16 protein-coding genes are annotated in these 19,395 nt (G+C 69.9%); 6 read left to right on the top strand and 10 right to left on the bottom strand.

The features are described 5' to 3' along the window. Positions 1 to 60 precede the first annotated feature (60 nt). The gene (gene rpsT / locus VNJ48_RS07425) at positions 61 to 321 is read left to right on the top strand and encodes a 30S ribosomal protein S20 (RefSeq protein ID WP_325600637.1); all 261 of its coding nucleotides are present in this window, start codon (positions 61 to 63) and stop codon (positions 319 to 321) included. A 200-nt stretch (positions 322 to 521) separates the two neighbouring features. Here the strand turns inward: rpsT and holA are convergent, their stop codons facing one another. From holA to VNJ48_RS07405, 4 genes are all read right to left on the bottom strand, one after another. Continuing rightward, positions 522 to 1,508, bottom strand: a complete 987-nt coding sequence (gene holA, locus VNJ48_RS07420; RefSeq protein WP_325600635.1) for a DNA polymerase III subunit delta — start codon at positions 1,506 to 1,508, stop codon at positions 522 to 524. Positions 1,509 to 1,521: 13 nt separating this feature from the next. Next, the gene (locus VNJ48_RS07415) at positions 1,522 to 3,786 is read right to left on the bottom strand and encodes a ComEC/Rec2 family competence protein (RefSeq protein WP_325600633.1); all 2,265 of its coding nucleotides are present in this window, start codon (positions 3,784 to 3,786) and stop codon (positions 1,522 to 1,524) included. A gap of 6 nt (positions 3,787 to 3,792) precedes the next feature. After that, positions 3,793 to 4,689 carry a helix-hairpin-helix domain-containing protein gene (locus tag VNJ48_RS07410; RefSeq protein ID WP_325600631.1) on the bottom strand — a complete coding sequence of 299 codons (897 nt, stop codon included), beginning with the start codon at positions 4,687 to 4,689 and terminating at the stop codon, positions 3,793 to 3,795. Between the two features lie 137 nt (positions 4,690 to 4,826). After that, positions 4,827 to 5,882 carry a hypothetical protein gene (locus tag VNJ48_RS07405; RefSeq protein ID WP_325600629.1) on the bottom strand — a complete coding sequence of 352 codons (1,056 nt, stop codon included), beginning with the start codon at positions 5,880 to 5,882 and terminating at the stop codon, positions 4,827 to 4,829. Positions 5,883 to 6,005: 123 nt separating this feature from the next. On the opposite strand from VNJ48_RS07405, the gene VNJ48_RS07400 reads away from it, so the two are divergent. After that, complete coding sequence (locus tag VNJ48_RS07400; RefSeq protein WP_325600627.1) at positions 6,006 to 7,262, top strand: hypothetical protein; 1,257 nt, start codon at positions 6,006 to 6,008, stop codon at positions 7,260 to 7,262. Here the strand turns inward: VNJ48_RS07400 and VNJ48_RS07395 are convergent. After that, positions 7,244 to 8,125: a DegV family protein gene (locus tag VNJ48_RS07395; RefSeq protein WP_325600625.1), complete on the bottom strand. Its 882-nt coding sequence runs from the start codon at positions 8,123 to 8,125 to the stop codon at positions 7,244 to 7,246. The two genes, VNJ48_RS07400 and VNJ48_RS07395, sit on opposite strands and share 19 nt — an antisense overlap. 136 nt (positions 8,126 to 8,261) lie before the next feature. Here VNJ48_RS07395 and VNJ48_RS07390 point away from each other — a divergent pair, with 136 nt between their 5' ends. Continuing rightward, positions 8,262 to 9,149, top strand: a complete 888-nt coding sequence (locus VNJ48_RS07390) for an XRE family transcriptional regulator (RefSeq protein ID WP_325600623.1) — start codon at positions 8,262 to 8,264, stop codon at positions 9,147 to 9,149. An 84-nt stretch (positions 9,150 to 9,233) separates the two neighbouring features. Next, positions 9,234 to 10,811, top strand: coding sequence for a S8 family peptidase (locus VNJ48_RS07385; RefSeq protein WP_325600621.1), 1,578 nt, complete (start codon positions 9,234 to 9,236; stop codon positions 10,809 to 10,811). 179 nt (positions 10,812 to 10,990) lie between these two features. Here the strand turns inward: VNJ48_RS07385 and leuS are convergent, their stop codons facing one another. Both leuS and VNJ48_RS07375 read right to left on the bottom strand, forming a co-directional pair. Beyond that, positions 10,991 to 13,498, bottom strand: a complete 2,508-nt coding sequence (leuS, locus tag VNJ48_RS07380; protein WP_325600619.1) for a leucine--tRNA ligase — start codon at positions 13,496 to 13,498, stop codon at positions 10,991 to 10,993. A 244-nt stretch (positions 13,499 to 13,742) separates the two neighbouring features. Beyond that, the gene (locus tag VNJ48_RS07375) at positions 13,743 to 14,264 is read right to left on the bottom strand and encodes a DUF4870 domain-containing protein (RefSeq protein ID WP_325600617.1); all 522 of its coding nucleotides are present in this window, start codon (positions 14,262 to 14,264) and stop codon (positions 13,743 to 13,745) included. Between the two features lie 194 nt (positions 14,265 to 14,458). On the opposite strand from VNJ48_RS07375, the gene VNJ48_RS07370 reads away from it, so the two are divergent. Both VNJ48_RS07370 and VNJ48_RS07365 read left to right on the top strand, forming a co-directional pair. Then, complete coding sequence (locus VNJ48_RS07370) at positions 14,459 to 15,736, top strand: MFS transporter (protein ID WP_325600615.1); 1,278 nt, start codon at positions 14,459 to 14,461, stop codon at positions 15,734 to 15,736. Between the two features lie 10 nt (positions 15,737 to 15,746). Next, complete coding sequence (locus VNJ48_RS07365) at positions 15,747 to 16,508, top strand: glucose 1-dehydrogenase (RefSeq protein ID WP_325600613.1); 762 nt, start codon at positions 15,747 to 15,749, stop codon at positions 16,506 to 16,508. 3 nt (positions 16,509 to 16,511) lie between these two features. Here the strand turns inward: VNJ48_RS07365 and VNJ48_RS07360 are convergent, their stop codons facing one another. The 3 genes from VNJ48_RS07360 to VNJ48_RS07350 are packed head-to-tail and all read right to left on the bottom strand — an operon-like array spanning position 16,512 to position 19,395. Then, positions 16,512 to 17,222, bottom strand: coding sequence for a gamma-glutamyl-gamma-aminobutyrate hydrolase family protein (locus tag VNJ48_RS07360; protein WP_325600611.1), 711 nt, complete (start codon positions 17,220 to 17,222; stop codon positions 16,512 to 16,514). 20 nt (positions 17,223 to 17,242) lie between these two features. Continuing rightward, positions 17,243 to 18,010 (bottom strand): 3-oxoacyl-ACP reductase, encoded by a 768-nt coding sequence (locus VNJ48_RS07355; RefSeq protein ID WP_325600609.1) that lies wholly within the window; start codon positions 18,008 to 18,010, stop codon positions 17,243 to 17,245. Next, positions 18,007 to 19,395, bottom strand: coding sequence for an aldehyde dehydrogenase family protein (locus VNJ48_RS07350; protein WP_325600607.1), 1,389 nt, complete (start codon positions 19,393 to 19,395; stop codon positions 18,007 to 18,009). Before VNJ48_RS07350 ends, VNJ48_RS07355 begins: the two co-directional genes overlap by 4 nt.

Raw genomic sequence — 19,395 nt, 5'->3', positions numbered from 1 at the left:
TGAGTCGGCAGCCGACACACGACTTTCCGTGACCAGCAACGAGCGAGCAAAGGTTCTCCTGTGGCCAACATCAAGTCCCAGATCAAGCGCAACAAGCAGAACGAGAAGGCGCACGAGCGCAACAAGGCCGTCAAGACGGGCCTGAAGAGCGCCGTCCGCAAGTTCCGCGAGGCCGTTGCCTCCGGCGACAAGGACACCGCTCTCACCGCCGGCCGCGACGCCGCCCGGAAGCTCGACAAGGCCGCCTCGAAGGGCATCATCCACAAGAACCAGGCAGCGAACCGCAAGTCGTCGATCGCGAAGCAGTCCGCCGCTCTCTGATCCTCTGACACGTTCACCTCGTCGCCTGCGACGGGGTGTTCGTGCATTTCGGCCCCGGCGACGTCGGGGGCCGACCGACTGTTCACCATGGGATACAGGCGAATAGGCACTCCCCATGGTCAATTGACCGTGGGAAGTGCCCACCGGGCGACATACCGTGGTGAATCGGCAGGGGGCCGCGCCAGAGGTGCGTGACTCTGTCAGCGACCGGTGCGCAGGCCGGCGACGGTGAGCACCAGCCGCTCGAGGGTGTACGCCGCATCGTGCGCCTGCCCCTTGATGTCGGCGTCTGCGACCGCGACCGCACGCAGGGCCGCCGAGATCCCCTCGGGCGTCCACGACCGGGACTGGTCGCGGACCTGCCGGACCTTCCACGGGGGGACACCGAGGTCGCGGGCCAGGTCGCCCTCGCGCATGCCGTTGGGGGCGCCGAGGAACCTGGCAAGGCTGCGCGCCGAGCCAGCCATCGCCGACGTGATGAGCACCGAGGCGGTGCCCCCGTCCATCGCCCATCGCAGCTCCTCGAGGGCCTGCGCCTTGCGCCCCGCGAAGGCCGCGTCGGCCACGGCGAAGGACTTGGCCTCCGCACGTCCGCCGAAGTAGCGCTGGACCTTCTCGACGGTGAGCTGCTCGTCGGGGAAGTCGTTGGTCAGCTGGTGGGCCGCCGCGGCCAGCGACCGGAGGTCTCCCCCGACGGCGGTCACCAGGAAGGTGGCCGCGTCGGGTGCGATCTTGGCGCCCAGCCCGGCGAACTCGGAGGTGACGAAGCGCGGGAGGTCGCTGGCCTTGATCTCCTCCGACTTCACCTCAGTCACGGACGCCAGCTTGCGCAGCTTGGCCAGCAGTCCGCTGCCCTTCTGTCCCCCACCGTGCACGAGCACCAGCGAGATGTCGTCCACCGGGGCGCTGGCATAGTCGAGGATCCCGTCGTAGCACTCGTCGGCCAGCCCCTCCAGCCCGCGGACGATCACGCAGCGGGTCGAGGAGAACAGCGAGGGCGCAGCCATCTCACCCAGGCTGGCGAGCGTCAGGTCGCTCGCGCTGGACTCGGCGATCTCAGCCTCGGCATCGAACGCCTTGACGCCCGCGCGCACGCCCTGGACGGTGCGTTCGCTGAGGTACTCCTCCTTGCCGGTCACGAGGATGACCCGGCCGAGGACCTGCGCTGCTGTGGGGATGGAAGCCATGGTGGGGCCCACCCTAGCCGCGAGCACGGACAGCGATCCCGTCCTCGGTGCGGAGCACGATCACGTCGCCGTCGAGGTCCGTGCGGCGTACCTCCGCGCCGGTGGCCGTCAGCGCCGCCAGCACGTCAGGAGCGGGATGGCCGTAGTCGTTGTCCTCCCCCACCGAGATCAGCGCGAGCTGCGCGCGCAGCCCGGTGAGGAAGTCGAGGTCCTGGTGCCGGCTGCCGTGGTGCGGGACCTTGAGCACGTCGACCTGCAAGTCAGGCACGGTACGCCGCAGGGCGAGCTGGGCCGGCGGCTCGATGTCGCCGGTGAGCAGGATCCGCACCCCCTGCACTTCGGCCAGCAGCACGACGCTGGCGTCGTTGGCGAAGCTCCCGTCGCCTGCCCCCGTCGTCGGCGCGTCCGGCAACGGCCACAAGGTCTGCACGGTCACGTCGCCGATCTGTCGTGTCGATCCGTACGCCGCCACGACAGGTGGCGTCGCCACGACCCGACTCACCGCGGCCGCGCCTTCCGGCGGATCGACCATCGAGGTCACCGCGACCTCACCTGTCGCGCGCCCCTCGAGGACTCCGGGCAGCCCGTCGGCGTGGTCGGCGTGGAAGTGGGTCACCACGACGAGCGGGACCCGGGTGATGCCGAGGCGATCGAGACAGCCGTCGATGACCTCGGGGTCCGGCCCGGCATCGACGACCACCCCCGCGCCCGCCCCGGCGTTGAGGACGAGTCCGTCGCCCTGTCCCACGTCGCACATCGCCAACACCCAGCCCTCCGGCGGCCAGCCGAGGGTCGGGGGCCGGGTGAGCACCGTGACCACCAGGAGCACGGAGCAGCCGATGCCGGTGACGGGCGAGCGCAGCAACCGAGGCGCCATCACGACGAGCAACAGGCACAGGACCGTGATCGCGAGGATCGCCGCCGGCCCGGTCCCCCACTCCACCGCGGAGGTCGGCAACGAGGCCCCGCGCTGAGCGACCACCACGATCCAGGACACCGACCACGCCGCCGGGGCCGCCACGACCTCGCCCAGCGGTGCCCAGACCAGGCCCACGAGACCCCCCGCCAGCCCCAGGACCGTCGCCGGCGCCACCGCAGGCGCAGCCAACAGGTTCGCCACCACCGCCACCAGACTGATCTCGCCGGAGATCGCGGTCACGACCGGCGTGCACGCGACCTGGGCGGCCAGCGGCACCGACACGGCCTCTGCGGCCCACTGCGGTAGCCACCGGCACATCGAGTCGCGCCACACCGGCGCCAGGAACAGGATGCCCCCGGTCGCGAGCACCGAGAGCGCGAAACCGGCCGTCACCGCCAACCCCGGGTCGATCAGCAGCAGCGAGAAGACTGCCGCGCCCAGGCATCTGCTGCCACGCTCACGACCGTTGCTGCCCATCCCGATCAACGCCACCGTCCCCATGGCCGCGGCCCGCACCACGCTCGGCTCGGTCCGGGCGATGAGCACGAACCCGACGATGCCGAGCGCCGCTGCGGCGTACATCCACCTGCCCCGCAACCCGCACCATCGGCCGATGATCAGCACGAACCCGACGAGCAGGGTCAGGTTGGTGCCCGAGACGGCCAGCAGATGGGTCAGGCCGGTCGTCCGGAAGTCCTCGGCGAGCGCGGGGTCGAGCCCGCTGTCATCGCCCACCACGAGGGACGGGACGAGCTCACGCGCGTGCCGGCCTCGTGGCTCCACCGCGTCGCGGATCGATCCCCGCACGGCGGCCGCCCCCCGCCACCAGATGTCGGGGCCCTCCTCGATCGCCGGCGCCCCTCGCACCGCGAGCACCCCGAGCACCTGCGGGCCGCGTCCGTCGTCGGGCGCCAGCCGGCCCGTGACCGCGACGGAGGTCCCCAGTCGGACGCCGAGCCAGCTGTCGTCGGCCAGCACCACGACCGGCGCCTGCAGGGAGTACGCCGCCCCGCGACCATGCACCTGGGTCAGCACCGCTCGCACCACGACGACATCCCCGAACCGTCCCGACACCAGGCGCGGATCGCCGCTGATCTCAAGGCGCGCGTCCACCACCGCCCGCGCTTCGACCAGGTCAGCGACCGGTCCGGTCTCGTGGGCCGCGACCCGCAGGGTCGCCACTCCCAGCACGGCCAGGGCCGCCAGGGCGCACGCGATCCAGGGCCACGACCGAAGGGCGGCGGCTGCCCCGAGGCACCCCACTGCCATCAAGAGGCTCAACCAGCCGGGCAGCCCTTCGGCCGCCAACCCACCGAGCCAGGCGCCGGCGCCCAGCAACGGTAGTCGGAGGTCGCTCACCCCGCGTCAGATCGTGGCGTGCGGAGCGATCTCGGCCAACGTCGCGTCACCGATCCCGGCCACCTCGAGCAGCTCGTCCACCCTGGTGAAGCCTCCGTTCTCGGTGCGCCAGTCAACGATGGCCTGCGCTGTCACCGGTCCCACTCCGGGCAGAGTCTCGAGTGCGGTGAGATCTGCTGAGTTGAGGTTGACCAGGACTCCCGACTCTCCCGCCGTGCCAGCTGGGGACCCCAGCGAGCCCGCCACGCCCGTTGGAACGGACACCCCGACCAGGATCTGCTCGCCGTCGACGAGAGGCCGCGCCAGGTTGAGCGTGGCCAGGTCGACTCCGGGTCGTGCGCCACCAGCCGCCTCGACGGCGTCGACCACGCGCGAGCCCGGCGGAAGCACCGCGATCCCGGGGCGCCGCACCTTGCCGGCGACGTCGACCGTGACGTCACCGCCGGTCGTTGCCGGCGAATCACTGGTCGTGGGCGACCCCGGCGCCGCCGGGTTCACCGCGGACACCGAGGGCGTGGTCAGCGGCTCACTGGCCTGCACCAACGCCGGGACCGGTTCGGGATCCGACCGCACGGCGAGCCACGCTGCCAGCCCCACCGCGAGTGCGATCACGACCGCAATGACCGCCACATGCGTCCCGGTCAGCGGCAGCCGCGCCGCCAGTCCACGCACGAGCCCTCGCGACGCATGGCGCCCCGGCGTTGGGATGCGCGCAGGAAGTGAGGGGACGGCGCCGGGGTCGACGGGCTCGTCGGCGTACAGCCCGCGAACCTGCGTGTGGCGATGGGGGGCAGGCGGGTCGCCCCGGACCGCGGCGAGCTCCGCGCTGAGCGTCGCGAGCCGCCGCGAGACCGCTTCGGCGTGCTCGTCGCTGGTGGTGCTCCTCGGCTGGAGTGGGCGCATGGCTCGAACCTAGGAACGAACAGCCGCACCTGCCACCGCAACGTCTGTTGCCTGTGGACAAGTCGTCCCGGCCGACCTTCTCCACAGTGCCGGCCCGGGCATGTGGTCACCGTTTGCGGCGGTCGCGGGAGTCTGTCTCAGAGGAACTGCGGATCGTCGCCTTCGTAGATCCCCACGACACGTTGGATCGCTCCGGTGGGAGTCACCCGGAGAATGGTCGAGTAGTAGCGGCCAGTCGCAGCGTCGTATCGGCCCACGTCGAAGAGCAGGTCGTGCGAGTTCTCCCACCTCGCGCCACCGACGTCGAGCTTGGCGGGCAAGGTCACGCGACGCAGAGCCGTGCCGGTGAGCGGGTCCACGACCTTCCACCGGCGGCCTCGGCCGTCCAGCCGGACGAGACCTCGAGTGCCGTCGAGGCTCCATGCGTCGACACGCGTCGATGACTGAGCGACGGGCGCGAGACTCACGAGATCGACCAGCATCGGCGATGCGCGCCGGCAGCAAGCGAGCCCCTGCGGGCTGACAGATGTCACGGCGGACATCCCTGGCACGCGGACCACCTCGCCGGTGGCGGGGCGTGCCACGAACACGTCTTCGGCATATCCGCGGATGTTGTCGGTGCGCTGGATGGCCACGCCCCAGTCGCCCACGGCAACGGGAAGTGCGACCAACCCGCTCCAATCGGGCAGGGGTAGTTCCTGGTCCGGCGTCTCTTGGTCGTCGCCGGGTCCGAGCCACAGAGTCCCGTCCCCGCCCCCGCCGCAGGTGTGCGAGGTCCACGCAACCAGACGTCCGTCGGCGCTGCTCACGTCGAACACACAGCGACCGAATCGGCGTAGCACCTGGCCCTGCGCGTCGAAGACCCACCCGGTCTGGCGAGTTGATCTCCGGTCCCGGACGGAGGCGAGATATCCGCCACGATAGGCAGCGACGCTGTTCACCGTGTCGCGGCCCCGCACATCGAGTCGTACGGGCGGCGCGCCACCCGGCAGCCACACCGTCGCGCCCCGGGACCAGGCGATCTCAGGCGGAGCGCCCTTCGCAATGCCGGCCAGGTCATCTCGAGGCGAGGCTCGCTGGTCCTTGGCCTCTGCTGCGGGCGGCGCGGCGGACCGCGTGCCGCTCTCCGGCTGCGTAGTACACGCGCCCGCGACGGAGGCGATGACGAGCGCCACCCAGACAACCGACCGCATCTCGCCCCCCCGTGTCCCGGACGGGACGAGTCGAAGGTACGCCCAGGTGGTCGACAACCAAACCGGGCGCCCGCGCATCACATGGGCACAGTGCCCGCCCATCACCGCTCGTCAGGACATCACATGCGCATGACCGGTCTCCTCGTCCTTGCGCTGGCTGCGGCCAGCCTGGCCGTCCCGCACGGCGCTCCGGCCGCCGGCAGCGCACCGAACGAGAGCGGTGCCCCGCTCCTGACCTTCGCCGACGACCCGTGGACCAACATCTCTCCCAACGGCGACGGCAGGCTGGACGCTGCCCGGTTCCGGTTCGAGCTCGGCCGGCGTGCCTCGGTCGCCGTGACCATCCGGCCGGCGCAGAACGGGGACGCCAAGCCCCTCCAGCGCGAGTCGCTGGGTGAGCTCGAGCCAGGCCGACACGCCTGGCGTTGGGACGGCACACGGCGCGGCAGGTCGGTGGCCGACGGCACCTACGAGCTCGTCTTCACCGCCAGGCGTGGCACCCGGACGGAGCGGGTGTCGAGGTACGTCGGCGTCGACACCGACGGCAGGGGTCGGCTCCTGACGACGCGACCCACTGTCCACCCGCTCGCCGAGGCAGTGGAGGACCAGATCGCCCTCACGTGGGTGACCCGCGAGTGGACCGAGCACCACGAGGAGGCTGATCCCGGTGACCGGCAGAGCCGGTCGCGTCTCTCGATCAAGGATCGTCGCGGGACGACGGTCTGGCACACCTTCCGCAAGAACGAGTACGCCCCGCACTTCAGGTGGGACGGCCGAGACGCAGACGGCACGGTGCTGGCCGCGGGCGACTACGTCGCCGTGCTGAAGACTGTCGACCAAGCGGGCAACTTGTTCACCGACGCGACCACCCTCCGCGTCTCGCACGAGCAGCTCGAGCAGAGGACGTGGACCACGACCGTCCCCGCAGCCCAGACGGTGCCCTACCGGCATGCCAGCCACGGCTGCCTCAGCTGTGAGGACTTCGTCGAACCGGTCCCGAGCGATCGGTTCCCGGGCGGCCTGAGCTACCGACCTGCCGGAGTCAGCAGCTGGGGCTCCCGGACGATCCCGCTCCCGTTTCCTGCGGCGCCGGTCGACACCTACCGGGTGAGCGCATTCGGTGGCCCGACGACGCCAGGGGCCCCCGACGTCGGCATCCTGTACGGGTCCGGTGGCAGTGCGAGGACGCCCGTGGGCGATGGGACCACGACCGTCCCGTGGGGGCCGGTCGGGGTCGACGACCTGCCGTTCCTCCCGAGCGGGACCCAGCCGATTGGCTGGAGGTTCCTCGCCGACTACTCATACGAGCTGAACCGGCACCAGTCCTACGACGTCGCGAGCTTCACCGTCGAGTACAGGTACTACGCGCCAGTGGGCTGAGCATCGTCCAGCCGGGGCGCCACACACACCGCGACCATGCCCGGGCCGACGTGGGCCCCGAGGACAGCACCGAGCTCGCCGCACCAGATGTCACGACCCTCGAGGTTGGCGGCGAGCCGCTCGGTGAGCTTGGCGGTCAGCTGCTCGGCGCGGTCCGGGCTGGCCAGGTGTGCCACGCAGACGTCGACCGACAGGTCCCCTGCCGCCTCGACCGCGAGGTCCTCGAGCCGTGACAGCGCTCGGGCGCCCGTGCGGACGCGTTCCAGGTTGGCGACCCTGCCGTCGATGATGCCGAGCAGCGGCTTGACCGCCAACGCGCCTCCGAGGAACGCGGCAGCTGCACCGATCCGGCCACCGCGACGGAGGTACTCCAGGGTGTCGACGTAGAACAGCGACCTCGCCGAGGCAGCGCGATCGCGGGCGGCCTGCGCGGCTTCCGCGGCTGACCCCCCGGCGTCGAGCACGTCGGCCGCCGAGAGCGCTGCGTAACCCGTCGCGACGCCGACCTGCCGGCTGTCGATGACCGTGACGCTGACCTCGACCTGCTGGGCGGCCAGCTGGGCCGACTCGTAGGTCCCGCTCATGTCGCCTGAGATGTGGATCGACACGATCTCGTCGGCGCCGTCTCGCGCGAGCCGCTCGTAGACCTCCGCCATGGTGGCGGGGTTGGGCCGCGACGTGCTGACCGGAAGGAACTCGGCGAGCGCCTTTGCCACCAGCTCAGGCGTCGCTCCCCCCGCTCCCTCGTCGTAGACCTGGGCGCCGATCACGACCTGCAGGGGCACGACCACGATGCCGCGCGCCTCCGCCTGCTCAGGCGGAATGCTCGCGGTCGAGTCGGTGACGATCACGGTCCCTGGCACGAGCCAGACCCTAGTGCCCGGAGCCGCCCGCGAGGTCGATACGTCCACCCCCGGCGCTTACGCAGGTTCTCGCATTGCACCTTCCTGCAGCGCGATCCCGGCGAGCCGATTGCCCCAACGGGATTGAATGTCACTGATGTCCGGATCCCCCACGACGTTCGCCGAGACGCTGCGACTCGCCATCGAAGACCGTGGCCTCGGCCTCGATCGCATCCGGGACCATCTCGAGCAGCGCGGGGTGTCTGTCAGCATCGCCACGCTGAGCTACTGGCGGTCAGGACGCAGCGAGCCGGGACGCAAGACCTCGATGGCTGCGATCCCACACCTCGAAGAAGTGCTCGAGCTGGACCCGGGGACCCTGCTCCAGACGCTCCCCCTGAACCGTGACCGGTCACGACGCACGGCCGTGTGTGGGCTCGATGAGTTGTGGCCCGAGTCCCCGCAGACCGACATCCTGGGGCGGTTGGACACCCGCTGGGACGCGGAGCTCGACCGCGTCACCCTGCACGACATCCTGCGGATCGGTGCCGACCGTCGCCAGGTCAGCCTCACCGTCCGTCAGGTGATGCGGGCCCGTTCCGACGGCCCGGACCGGCGGGTCGTCCTGCACACCCAGGACGACACCACGGTCGAGCTGCCGTCGCTCCGGATCCTGCGGGGTTGCAAGCTGGGCCGGGTGGAGGGCAGCCGCCCGGACGGCGTGATCGGCGCCGAGCTGTTGTTCCCCCAGCCCCTACGCCGCGGCGACACGGTCATCGTGGAGTACGAAGTTGTCGCGGCTGAGCCCGGAGCGCTGGAGAGCGAATACCTGCGACGGTTGCCCTCCCCCCTTCGCGAGTACTTCCTCGAGGTGGAGTTCGATCGCGCTGCCGTACCAGCCTCGGTGGTGGCGCTCATCGAGGAGAGCGCGAGGCGCGTCGACCTCGATCGCACGCATCGAGGTCACCTCGTGCAGACCGACGCAGCCCCCGGCACGACCGGCATCCGTTGGTCGTGGCCGGAGGACGAGCAGCGCTTGAGTTAACTGTTAACAACCCGCAGTCCTTGCCGAGATCGGCACGAGGTCGCCATGGTCGACTTGTCCATCTTTTCTCGGGAAGGATCAACCATGAAGCACGCACACCAGCGGCTAGGAGCCGGCGTCGCCGGCTCCTTGGCCATCACCGCCCTGGCCCTTGCGCCAGTTGCAGCCGCAGCGGCTGACGAGCCCACCCCACAGCAGGCCACCACGACCGACCAGGTCTCCGATGGCAAGGCGCCACTGCTCGGCACTTCAGCCGACGGCCGCTACATCGTGGTCCTGAACAAGGAGGCCGCCGCCGGCCAGCTCCGCACGACCAAGGCCGAGGCCCGCTCCGACGGCGCCCAGGTCACCCACACCTACACAAGCGCGCTCAACGGCTTCGCGGCCCAGCTGCCGGCTCAGGCGCTCCGCGGTCTTCGCAACAACCCCAACGTCGCGTTCATCGAGCCCGATGCGCAGGTACAGGTCTCCGAGACGCAGTCTCCCGCCACCTGGGGCATCGACCGGATCGACCAGCGCGACCTGCCGCTGAACAACTCCTTCACCTATGCCACGTCCGGCGCGGGGGTGACGGCGTACGTCATCGACACCGGCATCAACACCGCGCACGTCGAGTTCAGCGGCCGGGCGGTGTCGGGCTACAGCGCCATCAACGACGGCCGCGGCACCAGTGACTGCAACGGTCACGGGACCCATGTGGCCGGCACCGTGGGTGGGGAGACGTACGGCGTGGCGCAGGACGTGCGCCTCGTCGCGGTCCGGGTCCTTGACTGCAACGGCAGCGGCTCCAACTCCGGTGTCATTGCGGGCGTCGACTGGGTGAGCCAGAACCATGCCGCAGGCGCTCCGGCCGTCGCCAACATGAGCCTCGGCGGCGGCGTCTCCAGCGCCCTCGACACCGCGGTCAACAACTCCATCGCCGACGGCGTCACCTACGCACTGGCCGCTGGCAACGACTCCGGCGCCAATGCCTGCAACGGCTCGCCGGGCCGGGTTGCCGCTGGGCTCACGATCGGCTCGACGACCAACACCGACGCACGGTCCAGCTTCAGCAACATCGGCAGCTGCCTCGACATGTTCGCGCCCGGCTCCAGCATCATGTCGGCGTGGCACACGAGCACCACCGCGACCAACACGATCAGCGGTACGTCGATGGCCACCCCGCACGTCGCGGGTGCGGCCGCCCTCTACCTGCAGTCGAACCCGTCGGCCTCGCCGGCCACGGTCAGCAACGCGCTCATCTCGGCGTCCACGCCCAACAAGGTGACCAACGCAGGGACGGGCTCGCCCAACCGGCTGCTCTACGTCGGCACCGGCACCACGCCGCCCCCGCCGCCGCCGCCGCCGACGGGCTGTGACGCCATGCCGGAGAAGGAGACCGGTTCGCTCTCCTCGGGCGCCGTGGAATATCACCCGGGCACCAGCGGCTACTACTACTCGGCTGCGGGAACCCATGTCGGTTGCCTGACCGGGCCCAGCACCGCCGACTTCGACCTGTTCCTCGAGCGGTGGAACGGCTCGTCCTGGGTGACTGTCGCGCAGTCCATCAGCTCCACCTCGGAGGAGAAGATCACCTACAACGGCACCACGGGCTACTACTCGTGGCGCGTGGAGTCCTACTCAGGCTCGGGCAGCTACACGTTCGGCCTCGACCGCCCCTGAGCGGTCTCACTCAACAGATCCGGCCCCGCGGCTCGCCGCGGGGCCGGTTCTGGTCTGTAGTGGTCACACCACGATCTTGATGGTCGCCTCGCAGCTCGACCGCTCGTTCCTCGCGCTCTCACGCTTCGACGACGACTTCGATGGTCGCCTCGCAGCTCGACCGCTCGTTCCTCGCGCTCTCACGCTTCGACGACGATGCTGACCAGCTTCGGAGCTCGTACGACGACCTTCCGGACCGTCCTGCCGTCCAGGACGCGCACGACTGCCTCGTCGCTGAGCGCCGCCGCTTCCAGGTCCGCCTCCGTGATGTCGGGCGACACCTCCAGCCGGGCGCGGACCTTGCCCTGGATCTGGACGACCGCGGTCACCGAGTCCTCGACCAGCAGTGCCTCGTCGACGACCGGCCAGCCCGCGCGCGCCACGGTGGGCTCGTGACCCAGCCGCTCCCACATCTCCTCGGCGACGTACGGCGCCACCAGCGACAGCAGGATCGCGACCGCCTCGACGGCCTCGCGCACCGCGGGGTCGGCAGGACCGCACCCGGAGTCGATCGCCTTGCGGGTCGCGTTGACCAGCTCCATCGCCCGGGCGACCATCACGTTGAAGCGGTAGGTCTCGACCAGCTCCGCTGCGTCGTGGACCGTCCGCGCCGTCGTACGCCGCAGCGCCAGGTCACCGCCGGAGGCATCCGCTCCGGGTGACGACGTCACGTCGTTCGACAGCCGCCACGCCCGCTGCAGGAAGCGCAGCGACCCTTCAGGCGACATGTTGGCCCAGTCGATGTCGTCCTCAGGCGGACCCGCGAAGACCAGGGTCAGCCGCACGGCGTCCACCCCGAACGCCGACACCTGGTCGCCCAGGTCCACCCCGTTGCCCAGAGACTTGCTCATCTTCTTGCCCTGATTGATCACGAAGCCCTGGTTCAGCTGCGCGCTCCAGGGCTCGCGGAAGTCGACCAGGCCCATGTCGTTCAGGACCTTGGTGAAGAACCGGCCGTACAGCAGGTGCAGCACGGCGTGCTCGACGCCGCCGACGTAGAGGTTGGACGGCATCCACGCGTTGACCTTGGCGGTGTCGAACGCCTGGTGGTCGTCATGCGGCGAGCAGTAGCGGAACATGTACCAGGACGAGTCCACGAACGTGTCCATGGTGTCGGTGTCCCGGGTCGCCGGACCACCGCAGGTCGGGCAGCTCACGTTGACCCAGTCGGTCGCCCCGCCCAGCGGCGAGGTGCCCTTGGGCTTCAGGTCAGTGCCGCGCAGCATCGGCAGCGTCACCGGCAGCTGGTCCTCCGGCACCGGGACCTCACCGTCCACCGCGCAGTGGATGATCGGGATCGGGGCACCCCAGTAGCGCTGGCGGCTCAGCAGCCAGTCGCGCAGCCGGAAGTTGACCGTGCCGCGTCCCAGCCCCTGGCCTTCCAAGTAGCTGATCGTCGTCGACTTGGCCTCCGCGACACCCATCCCCGACAGGTCGATCTCGTCGTTGGCGGAGTTGATCGCCGGACCGTCGCCCGTGAAGGCCTCGCCTTCCCAGTCGGCGGGCGGCTGGACGGTGCGGACGACCGGCAGGTCGAAGACCTGCGCGAACTCCCAGTCGCGCTGGTCCTGGCCGGGCACGGCCATGATCGCGCCTGTGCCGTAGTCCGCCAGCACGTAGTCGGCGGCGTACACCGGGATGCTCGTGCGGGTCAGTGGGTTGGTCGCATGGACACCCAGGAAGACACCGGTCTTGGGCCGGTCGGTCGACAGCCGGTTGATCTCGGTCTCCTTGCGGACCTCGACCAGGTAGTCGTCCAGCGCCGGGCGCTGCTCGTCGGTGACCAGCTCACCGGCCAGTGCGGCGTCCGCCGCGACCACCATGAAGGTGGCGCCGAACAGCGTGTCCGGCCGGGTCGTGTAGACCGTGATCGGCTCCTCGCGACCCTCCACGGCAAAGTCGACGTGGGCGCCCTCGGAACGACCGATCCAGTTGCGCTGCGTGGTGACGACGCGGGCCGGCCAGGTGTCCTCCAGCTCGTCCAGGCCGTCCAGCAGCTCCTGGGCGTAGTCGGTGATCTTGAAGTACCACTGGGTCAGCTCCTTCTTGGTCACCTCCGCCCCGCACCGGTCGCAGATGCCGCCGACGACCTGCTCGTTGGCCAGGACGGTCTGGTCGTTGGGGCACCAGTTGACCGGGCTGTTCTTGCGGTAGGCCAGGCCGCGCTTGAAGAACTCCAGGAACAGCCACTGGGTCCAGCGGTAGTACTCAGGGTCGGAGGTGTTGAACGTGCGCGACCAGTCGAACGAGGCGGCGTACTTCTTGCACGACTCGATCGACGTGGCGATGTTGGCGCGCGTGTAGGTGTCGGGGTGCTCGTCGTTGCGGATCGCGGCGTTCTCCGCCGGCAGGCCGAAGGAGTCGAAGCCCATCGGGTTCAGCACCTCGTAGCCGCGCTGCCACCAATAGCGCGCGACCACGTCGTGCAGCGCGAACACCTCGGCGTGACCCATGTGCAGGTCACCGCTGGGGTAGGGGAACATCGTCAGCGCGTAGCGCTTCTCGCGCGGGCTGTCGTCGTCGGCACGGAAGGGCTCGAGCTCGTCCCAGACGCCGCTCCACTTCGTCTGAACGGCCTCGATGTCGTACGTCGCGGCCTGGTCGTTCTCGGGTGCCTGCGTCTCAGGTGCTGGGTGCGTCTCGCTCATGATCTCGTCCCTGTCTGGTCCGGTGGTCCTGCTGGTCGGTCACTGCATCTCGACATGAAAAAACCCCTCGCATGGAGGGGTGGCCGCGCGACGTGGTGAGTCAGCGCGGCTGGAGAAGAAGCAGGAACTGTCCGGTCATGACGACCATGCTAGCGCCGTCGCGGCCGGTGGAGAAACACCCATGCCGACGACCCGGTGGCACGGGGTCGTCGGCGTGCGTGGTCCAGGGATCGAGAGCGAAGTCCTAGCGCACGAACTTCGGCGTCATGGGCGGGTCCCACCACTCGCCGTTGTTGGCCTTGATGGCGCCGAGCAGGTGCACGACGAAGGCGTAGACCAACGCGAGCGCGAAGCTGAGGAAGCCGATCAGGACGAACATCAGGGGGATCGACACCAACAGGACGATGCCCGTGATGATCTGGACGTTGAGCGAGTTGGCAGCGTGCGCCCGGACGAAGGGACCGCGGTCCTTGTACATCAGGTAGACGGCCAAGGAGCCGACGAAGCCCAGCATCCCGGCGGACAGCACCATCGCAATCAACGGGACCCCGTGAGCGACCGCGCCCAGGGTCCGCTCCTCAGCAGGCGAGATCGGCTTGGGCTGGATGCCGTACCCGCCCTGCGGCGCATATCCGTGCTGACCGACCGGCTGACCGGCGGGCTCACCGACTGGCTCACCGACGGGCTGGCTGGGCGGCTGCTGGCCCGCCTGTCCGCTCTGCGCCGGATAGGGGTTGGTCGGTTCGGTCGGGAACTGCTCGGTCATGGTGAACCCTCCTTGGTGGTCTGAGCCAACTCAACCACGCCGTTGCGCCATTTCCACCCCGGTTCGGGGGTGGTTCAGGGTCGCATCAGGGACGAAGCCGGGACGACCCTCCAAAGCGTTTGACAGTACGCCGACGCGTGCCGGATCCTCGCGCTACATCGACTCCTTGGGGGGTCCCCCAAGGAGGATGAGGCATGACCTGGGCCGACGCGGTGCAGCCCCTGCGCCAGAGTAACTTCGCGTGGTACTTCGCCTCCCGCTTCGTCAACACCCTCGGCAACATGATGGCCAGCATCGCGCTGACCTTCGCCGTCCTCGACATCACCGACTCCGCAGCAGCGCTCGGCCAGGTGCTGGCTGCGCACTTCATCCCGATGATCGTGCTCCTGTTGTGGGGCGGGGTGATCTCCGACCGGTTCCCGCGCGAGATCGTCATCCAGATCTCGAACGTCGCCTCGGCCCTCACCCAGGGCGCGATCGCCGTCCTGGTCCTGCTCGGCACCGCCGAGCTGTGGATGCTGATCGCGCTGTCCGCCGTCCACGGCGCGGTCTCGGCGATCTCGTTCCCGGCCATGGCCAGCCTGCTCCCCCAGCTCGTGGAGCGCCACCAGCTGCAGCCGGCCAACGCCCTGATGTCGTTGACGCGCAACGGTCTCACTGTCCTGGGCCCGACCCTGGGGGCACTGCTCGTGGTCACGGTCGGCGCCGGCTGGGCGCTGGCGATCGACGCAGCGACGTGGCTGGTCGCAGCCCTGCTGCTCATCCCGGTGAAGATCCCACGGGCGGAGAAGGACGCCGAGCAGAAAAGCACCATCGCCGAGCTGCGCGAGGGCTGGACCTACTTCCGCTCGACCACCTGGCTGTGGGCGGTCGTGCTCGGCTTCGGCTTCCTCAACATGATCCACAACGGCGCCCTCTTCGTCCTCGGACCGGTCATCGCCGAGGACACCATCGGGCGCCAGGGCTGGGGCTACGTGTTGTCCGCCGAGGCCGTGGGTCTGCTCGCGATGGCGGTGGTCCTCCTGCGGGTGCCGGTGAAGCGGCCCCTCTTCTGGGGCATGATCGCCATCTCCTTCGCGTCGGTGCCCATGCTCGTGCTCGGCGTCAACCCGAACCTGGTGGCCCTCGTCTGCGCCGCATTCGTCGCCGGCGCCGGCATCGAGGTCTTCTCGATGGGTTGGAACCTCGCCATGCAGGAGAACATCGAGGACCGCATGCTCTCGCGCGCCTACTCCTACGACGCCCTGGGGTCCTTCGTCGCGATCCCCATCGGGCAGCTCGCGTGGGGCCCCCTCGGGGCCGCCTTCGGCAACTCCCGCGTCCTGGTGGTCTCGGGCATCGCGTACGCGGTCATCTGCCTGCTCGTCCTGACCTCGCGCTCGGTGCGCGACCTGCCCCGTCGGCCAGTGGACCGGACGGAGGAGCGGACGGGTGGTGGGACGGTCGAGCACCCGGTCGAGAGCGCTGGCTAAGGTCACGACCATGACCACTCCTGACATGTTCCGCCTCGACGGCAAGGTCGCCATCGTCACCGGGGCGTCGAGCGGCATCGGTGTCGCCTTCGCCCAGGCCCTGGCCGAGGCCGGGGCCGAGGTCGTGCTGGGGGCCCGCCGCATCTACAAGCTGGGCAGCACCGCCTCGCTGGTCGAGGCAGCCGGGCAACGTGCCCTGGCCGTGGCCACGGACGTCTCGGACCCGGAGCAGTGCCAAGCACTCGTGGATGCGGCCATGGCCGAGTTCGGGCGCGTCGATGTCCTGGTCAACAACGCCGGCGTCGGCACCGCCGTTCCGGCCACCCACGAGACCCCGGAGCAGTTCCGCTCGGTCATCGACGTCAACCTCAACGGCTGCTACTGGATGGCCCAGGCGTGCGGTCGGGTGATGCAGCCCGGCTCGTCGATCATCAACATCTCCTCGGTGCTCGGCATCACCACCGGTGGGCTCCCCCAGGCGGCATACAGCGCCTCCAAGGCGGGACTCAACGGGCTCACCCGCGACCTCGCGCAGCAGTGGATGGGCCGCAAGGGCATCCGGGTCAACTCCATCGCCCCGGGATTCTTCGAGTCCGAGATGACCGACAGCTATACCGATGGCTACCTCGACCACGCCATGCAGCGGGTGCCCGCGGGCCGCATGGGCGACCCGGCCGAGCTCGCAGCCACCGTCGTCTTCCTGGCCTCGCCTGCCGCCGGCTACATCACTGGTCAGACGCTGCCCGTCGACGGCGGCATGACCATCGCCTGAGCGTCAGGTCGTCCGGGACGAGGCCGCCCCGACCAGGGCCCGGAAGAGGCCGGCGTCGGCAGCCATCTCCGGATGCCACTGGACCGCCACGCACAATCGGTCGCCCGCTGCCTCCATCGCCTCGACCAGACCGTCGTCGGCCCACGCGGTTGCCGTGAAGCCGGGGTGCTCCCGCACCGACTGGTGGTGGTGGCAGTGCACGGTGAGCGACGTCCCGAGCAGCGAGGCGAGTCGACTGCCCGGCGCCAGCGACACCGGGGTCTCGCCGAAGAAGCCCGGGACCGGGCTGTGGCGGTCGTGGTCGACGAGGTCCGGGACGTGCTGGTCGAGCACTCCCCCGGCATGCACGGCCATGACCTGCATCCCCCGGCACACCCCGAGCACCGGCAGGCCCTGCTCGTCGGCGGCCTCGAGGAGGGCGACCTCCCAGGCGTCGCGGTCGTTGCGCCAGCTGGTGGTGCGCTCGTGCGGCTCCTCGCCATAGCGCTCAGGGGAGACGTCCGCCCCACCGCTGATCACCAGGCCGTCGAGCCGGGCCAGGACAGCGCTGGCCGCTTCGGCGTACGGCGTCGTGGGCGGCAGCAGCACCGGCACACCCCCCACAGCCTCGATCGACCGCGCGTACGTGGTCGGCAGCAGGTCGGCGGACTGGTCCCACACGCCCCACCGCGCCTGCTCGCGGTAGGTGCTGAGCCCGATCAGTGGCTTGTTCACGACGACGTCCTGAGCTCGGCTCAGAGGGGGGTCACGTAGGCGCCGGAGATCCCGCCGTCGACGAGGAAGGTCGACGCCGTGATGAAGGACGACTCGTCGGAGGCCAGGAAGAGGACCGCGTTGGCCATCTCCTCGGGCTCGGCGAACCGGCCCATCGGGACGTGCACGAGTCGTCGCGCGGCGCGCTCGGCATCGGTGGCGAACAGCTCCTGGAGGAGCGGGGTGTTCACCGGTCCGGGGCACAGCGCGTTGACCCGGATGCCCTCACGCGCGAACTGGACGCCGAGCTCACGACTCATCGACAGCACGCCGCCCTTCGAGGCGGAGTAGGAGATCTGCGAGGTGGCAGCGCCCATCACCGCGACGAACGACGCCGTGTTGATGATCGAGCCCCGACCCTGCTCGAGCATGTAGGGCAGGACGGCCTTGCAGCAGAGATAGACGCTGGTGAGATTGACGTCCTGCACGCGGCGCCACGCCTCCAGGTCGGTGTCCAGGATGGAGTCGTCCTCGGGCGGGGAGATGCCTGCGTTGTTGAACGCGATGTCGACCGATCCGTAGACGTCCTTGGCCGTCCGGAACAGCGCGTCCACGTCGTCCTTGCTCGTCACGTCCACGTGGACGTAGGTGAGGCCCAGCTCCTGGGCGAGCTCGTCGCCACGAGCGTCGTCGAGGTCGCCGATGACGACCTTGGCTCCCTCTTCGACGAACCTGCGCACCGTGGCGAGCCCGATCCCGGAGCACCCTCCTGTGACGACGGCGACCTTGCCGTCGAGGCGTCCGGTCATGGTTGCTCCCTCTCTTCTTCCTGGGCGACTTCCTGGGCGATGAACACGTTCTTCTCCTCCGTGAACGCTGCTGGGGCATCGGGTCCGAGCTCGCGGCCGAGACCGGACTGCTTGTAGCCCCCGAAAGGAGTCCAGTAGCGCACGGCGGAGTGGGAGTTGACGCTGAGGTTGCCCGACTCGACCGCGCGCGCGACGCGCAGCGCGCGGCTCACGTCGCGGGTAAAGATCGAGCCCGAGAGTCCGTACTCGGTGTCGTTCGCGAGTCGGACGGCCTCCTCCTCGTCGTCGAACGCCATCACTGCCACGACGGGGCCGAAGACCTCCTCACGCCAGATCGGCATGGCCGGGTCGTCGGCCAGCACCACCGTCGGCGGGACCCAGAAGCCGTCGGACGCAGGCGCCGTCCCGGTGAAGGCCGTCTCGACGCCGTCGAGGTAGCCGAGCACCGACTCCTTCTGCTTGGCCGAGACGAGGGGTCCCATCTCGCTGTCCGGGTCCGAGGGGTCGATCACCTTGAGGGCCTTGACCGACGTCTCGAGACGGCCGAGGAACTCGTCGTACGCCGAACGCTGCACCAGGATCCGCGAGCGCGCGCAGCAGTCCTGGCCGGCGTTGTCGAAGACGGCGTACGGCGCAGTCGCGGCCGCCTTCGCGATGTCGGCGTCGGCAAAGACGATGTTGGCGCTCTTGCCCCCGAGCTCGAGGGTCACCCGCTTCACCTGGTCGGCGCACCCTCGCATGATCTGCTTGCCGACCTCGGTCGACCCGGTGAAGCAGACCTTGCGCACCAGCGGGTGCGTCACGAAACGCTCGCCGACGATGGAGCCCTTGCCGGGGATCACCGTCAGCACGCCCTCGGGCAGGCCCGCCTCGAGCGCCAGCTCGCCGAGCCGGATCGCCGTCAGTGGCGTGAGCTCCGCAGGCTTGAGCACGACCGTGTTGCCGGCTGCGAGAGCAGGACCGAACCCCCAGCCCGCGATGGGCATGGGGAAGTTCCAGGGCACGATGATGCCGACCACGCCGAGGGGCTCGTGGAAGGTGACGTCGATCCCGCCGGGCACCGGGATCTGTCGGCCGAAGAGTCGCTCCGGCGCGGCCGAGTAGTAGTTGAGGACGTCGCGAACGTTGCCCGCCTCCCAGCGGGCGTTGCCGAGCGTGTGGCCGGCGTTGCGGACCTCGAGGTCGGCGAGCTCGTCGAGGTGCGCGTCGACCACCGAAGCGAAGGAGCGCAGCAGACGAGCGCGCTCCCCCGGGGCGACGTCGCGCCAGGCGGGGAAGGCGTCGTGCGCCCGCTCGATCAGGGCGTCGGTCTCCTCCGCGGTCGCCATGACCACGTCGGTGACGGGCTGGGCGGTGGCGGGGTTGACCACGGTGAAGGTCGTCAT

It is taken from the genome of Nocardioides sp. (assembly GCF_035576065.1).
Taxonomy (GTDB): Bacteria; Actinomycetota; Actinomycetes; order Propionibacteriales; family Nocardioidaceae; genus Nocardioides.
Note: the sequence above shows the minus strand (reverse complement) of the source record. Positions and strands in the feature narration are given on the sequence as shown.

Coding starts and splice junctions, on each gene's coding strand:
- holA (WP_325600635.1), bottom strand. CDS start 1,508: ATGGCTTCCATCCCCACAGCAGCGCAGGTCCTCGGCCGGGTCATCCTC.
- VNJ48_RS07405 (WP_325600629.1), bottom strand. CDS start 5,882: ATGCGGTCGGTTGTCTGGGTGGCGCTCGTCATCGCCTCCGTCGCGGGC.
- VNJ48_RS07370 (WP_325600615.1), top strand. CDS start 14,459: ATGACCTGGGCCGACGCGGTGCAGCCCCTGCGCCAGAGTAACTTCGCG.
- VNJ48_RS07410 (WP_325600631.1), bottom strand. CDS start 4,689: ATGCGCCCACTCCAGCCGAGGAGCACCACCAGCGACGAGCACGCCGAA.
- VNJ48_RS07365 (WP_325600613.1), top strand. CDS start 15,747: ATGACCACTCCTGACATGTTCCGCCTCGACGGCAAGGTCGCCATCGTC.
- VNJ48_RS07375 (WP_325600617.1), bottom strand. CDS start 14,264: ATGACCGAGCAGTTCCCGACCGAACCGACCAACCCCTATCCGGCGCAG.
- VNJ48_RS07355 (WP_325600609.1), bottom strand. CDS start 18,010: ATGACCGGACGCCTCGACGGCAAGGTCGCCGTCGTCACAGGAGGGTGC.
- VNJ48_RS07400 (WP_325600627.1), top strand. CDS start 6,006: ATGCGCATGACCGGTCTCCTCGTCCTTGCGCTGGCTGCGGCCAGCCTG.
- VNJ48_RS07350 (WP_325600607.1), bottom strand. CDS start 19,395: ATGACGACCTTCACCGTGGTCAACCCCGCCACCGCCCAGCCCGTCACC.
- VNJ48_RS07385 (WP_325600621.1), top strand. CDS start 9,234: ATGAAGCACGCACACCAGCGGCTAGGAGCCGGCGTCGCCGGCTCCTTG.
- VNJ48_RS07390 (WP_325600623.1), top strand. CDS start 8,262: ATGTCCGGATCCCCCACGACGTTCGCCGAGACGCTGCGACTCGCCATC.
- leuS (WP_325600619.1), bottom strand. CDS start 13,498: ATGAGCGAGACGCACCCAGCACCTGAGACGCAGGCACCCGAGAACGAC.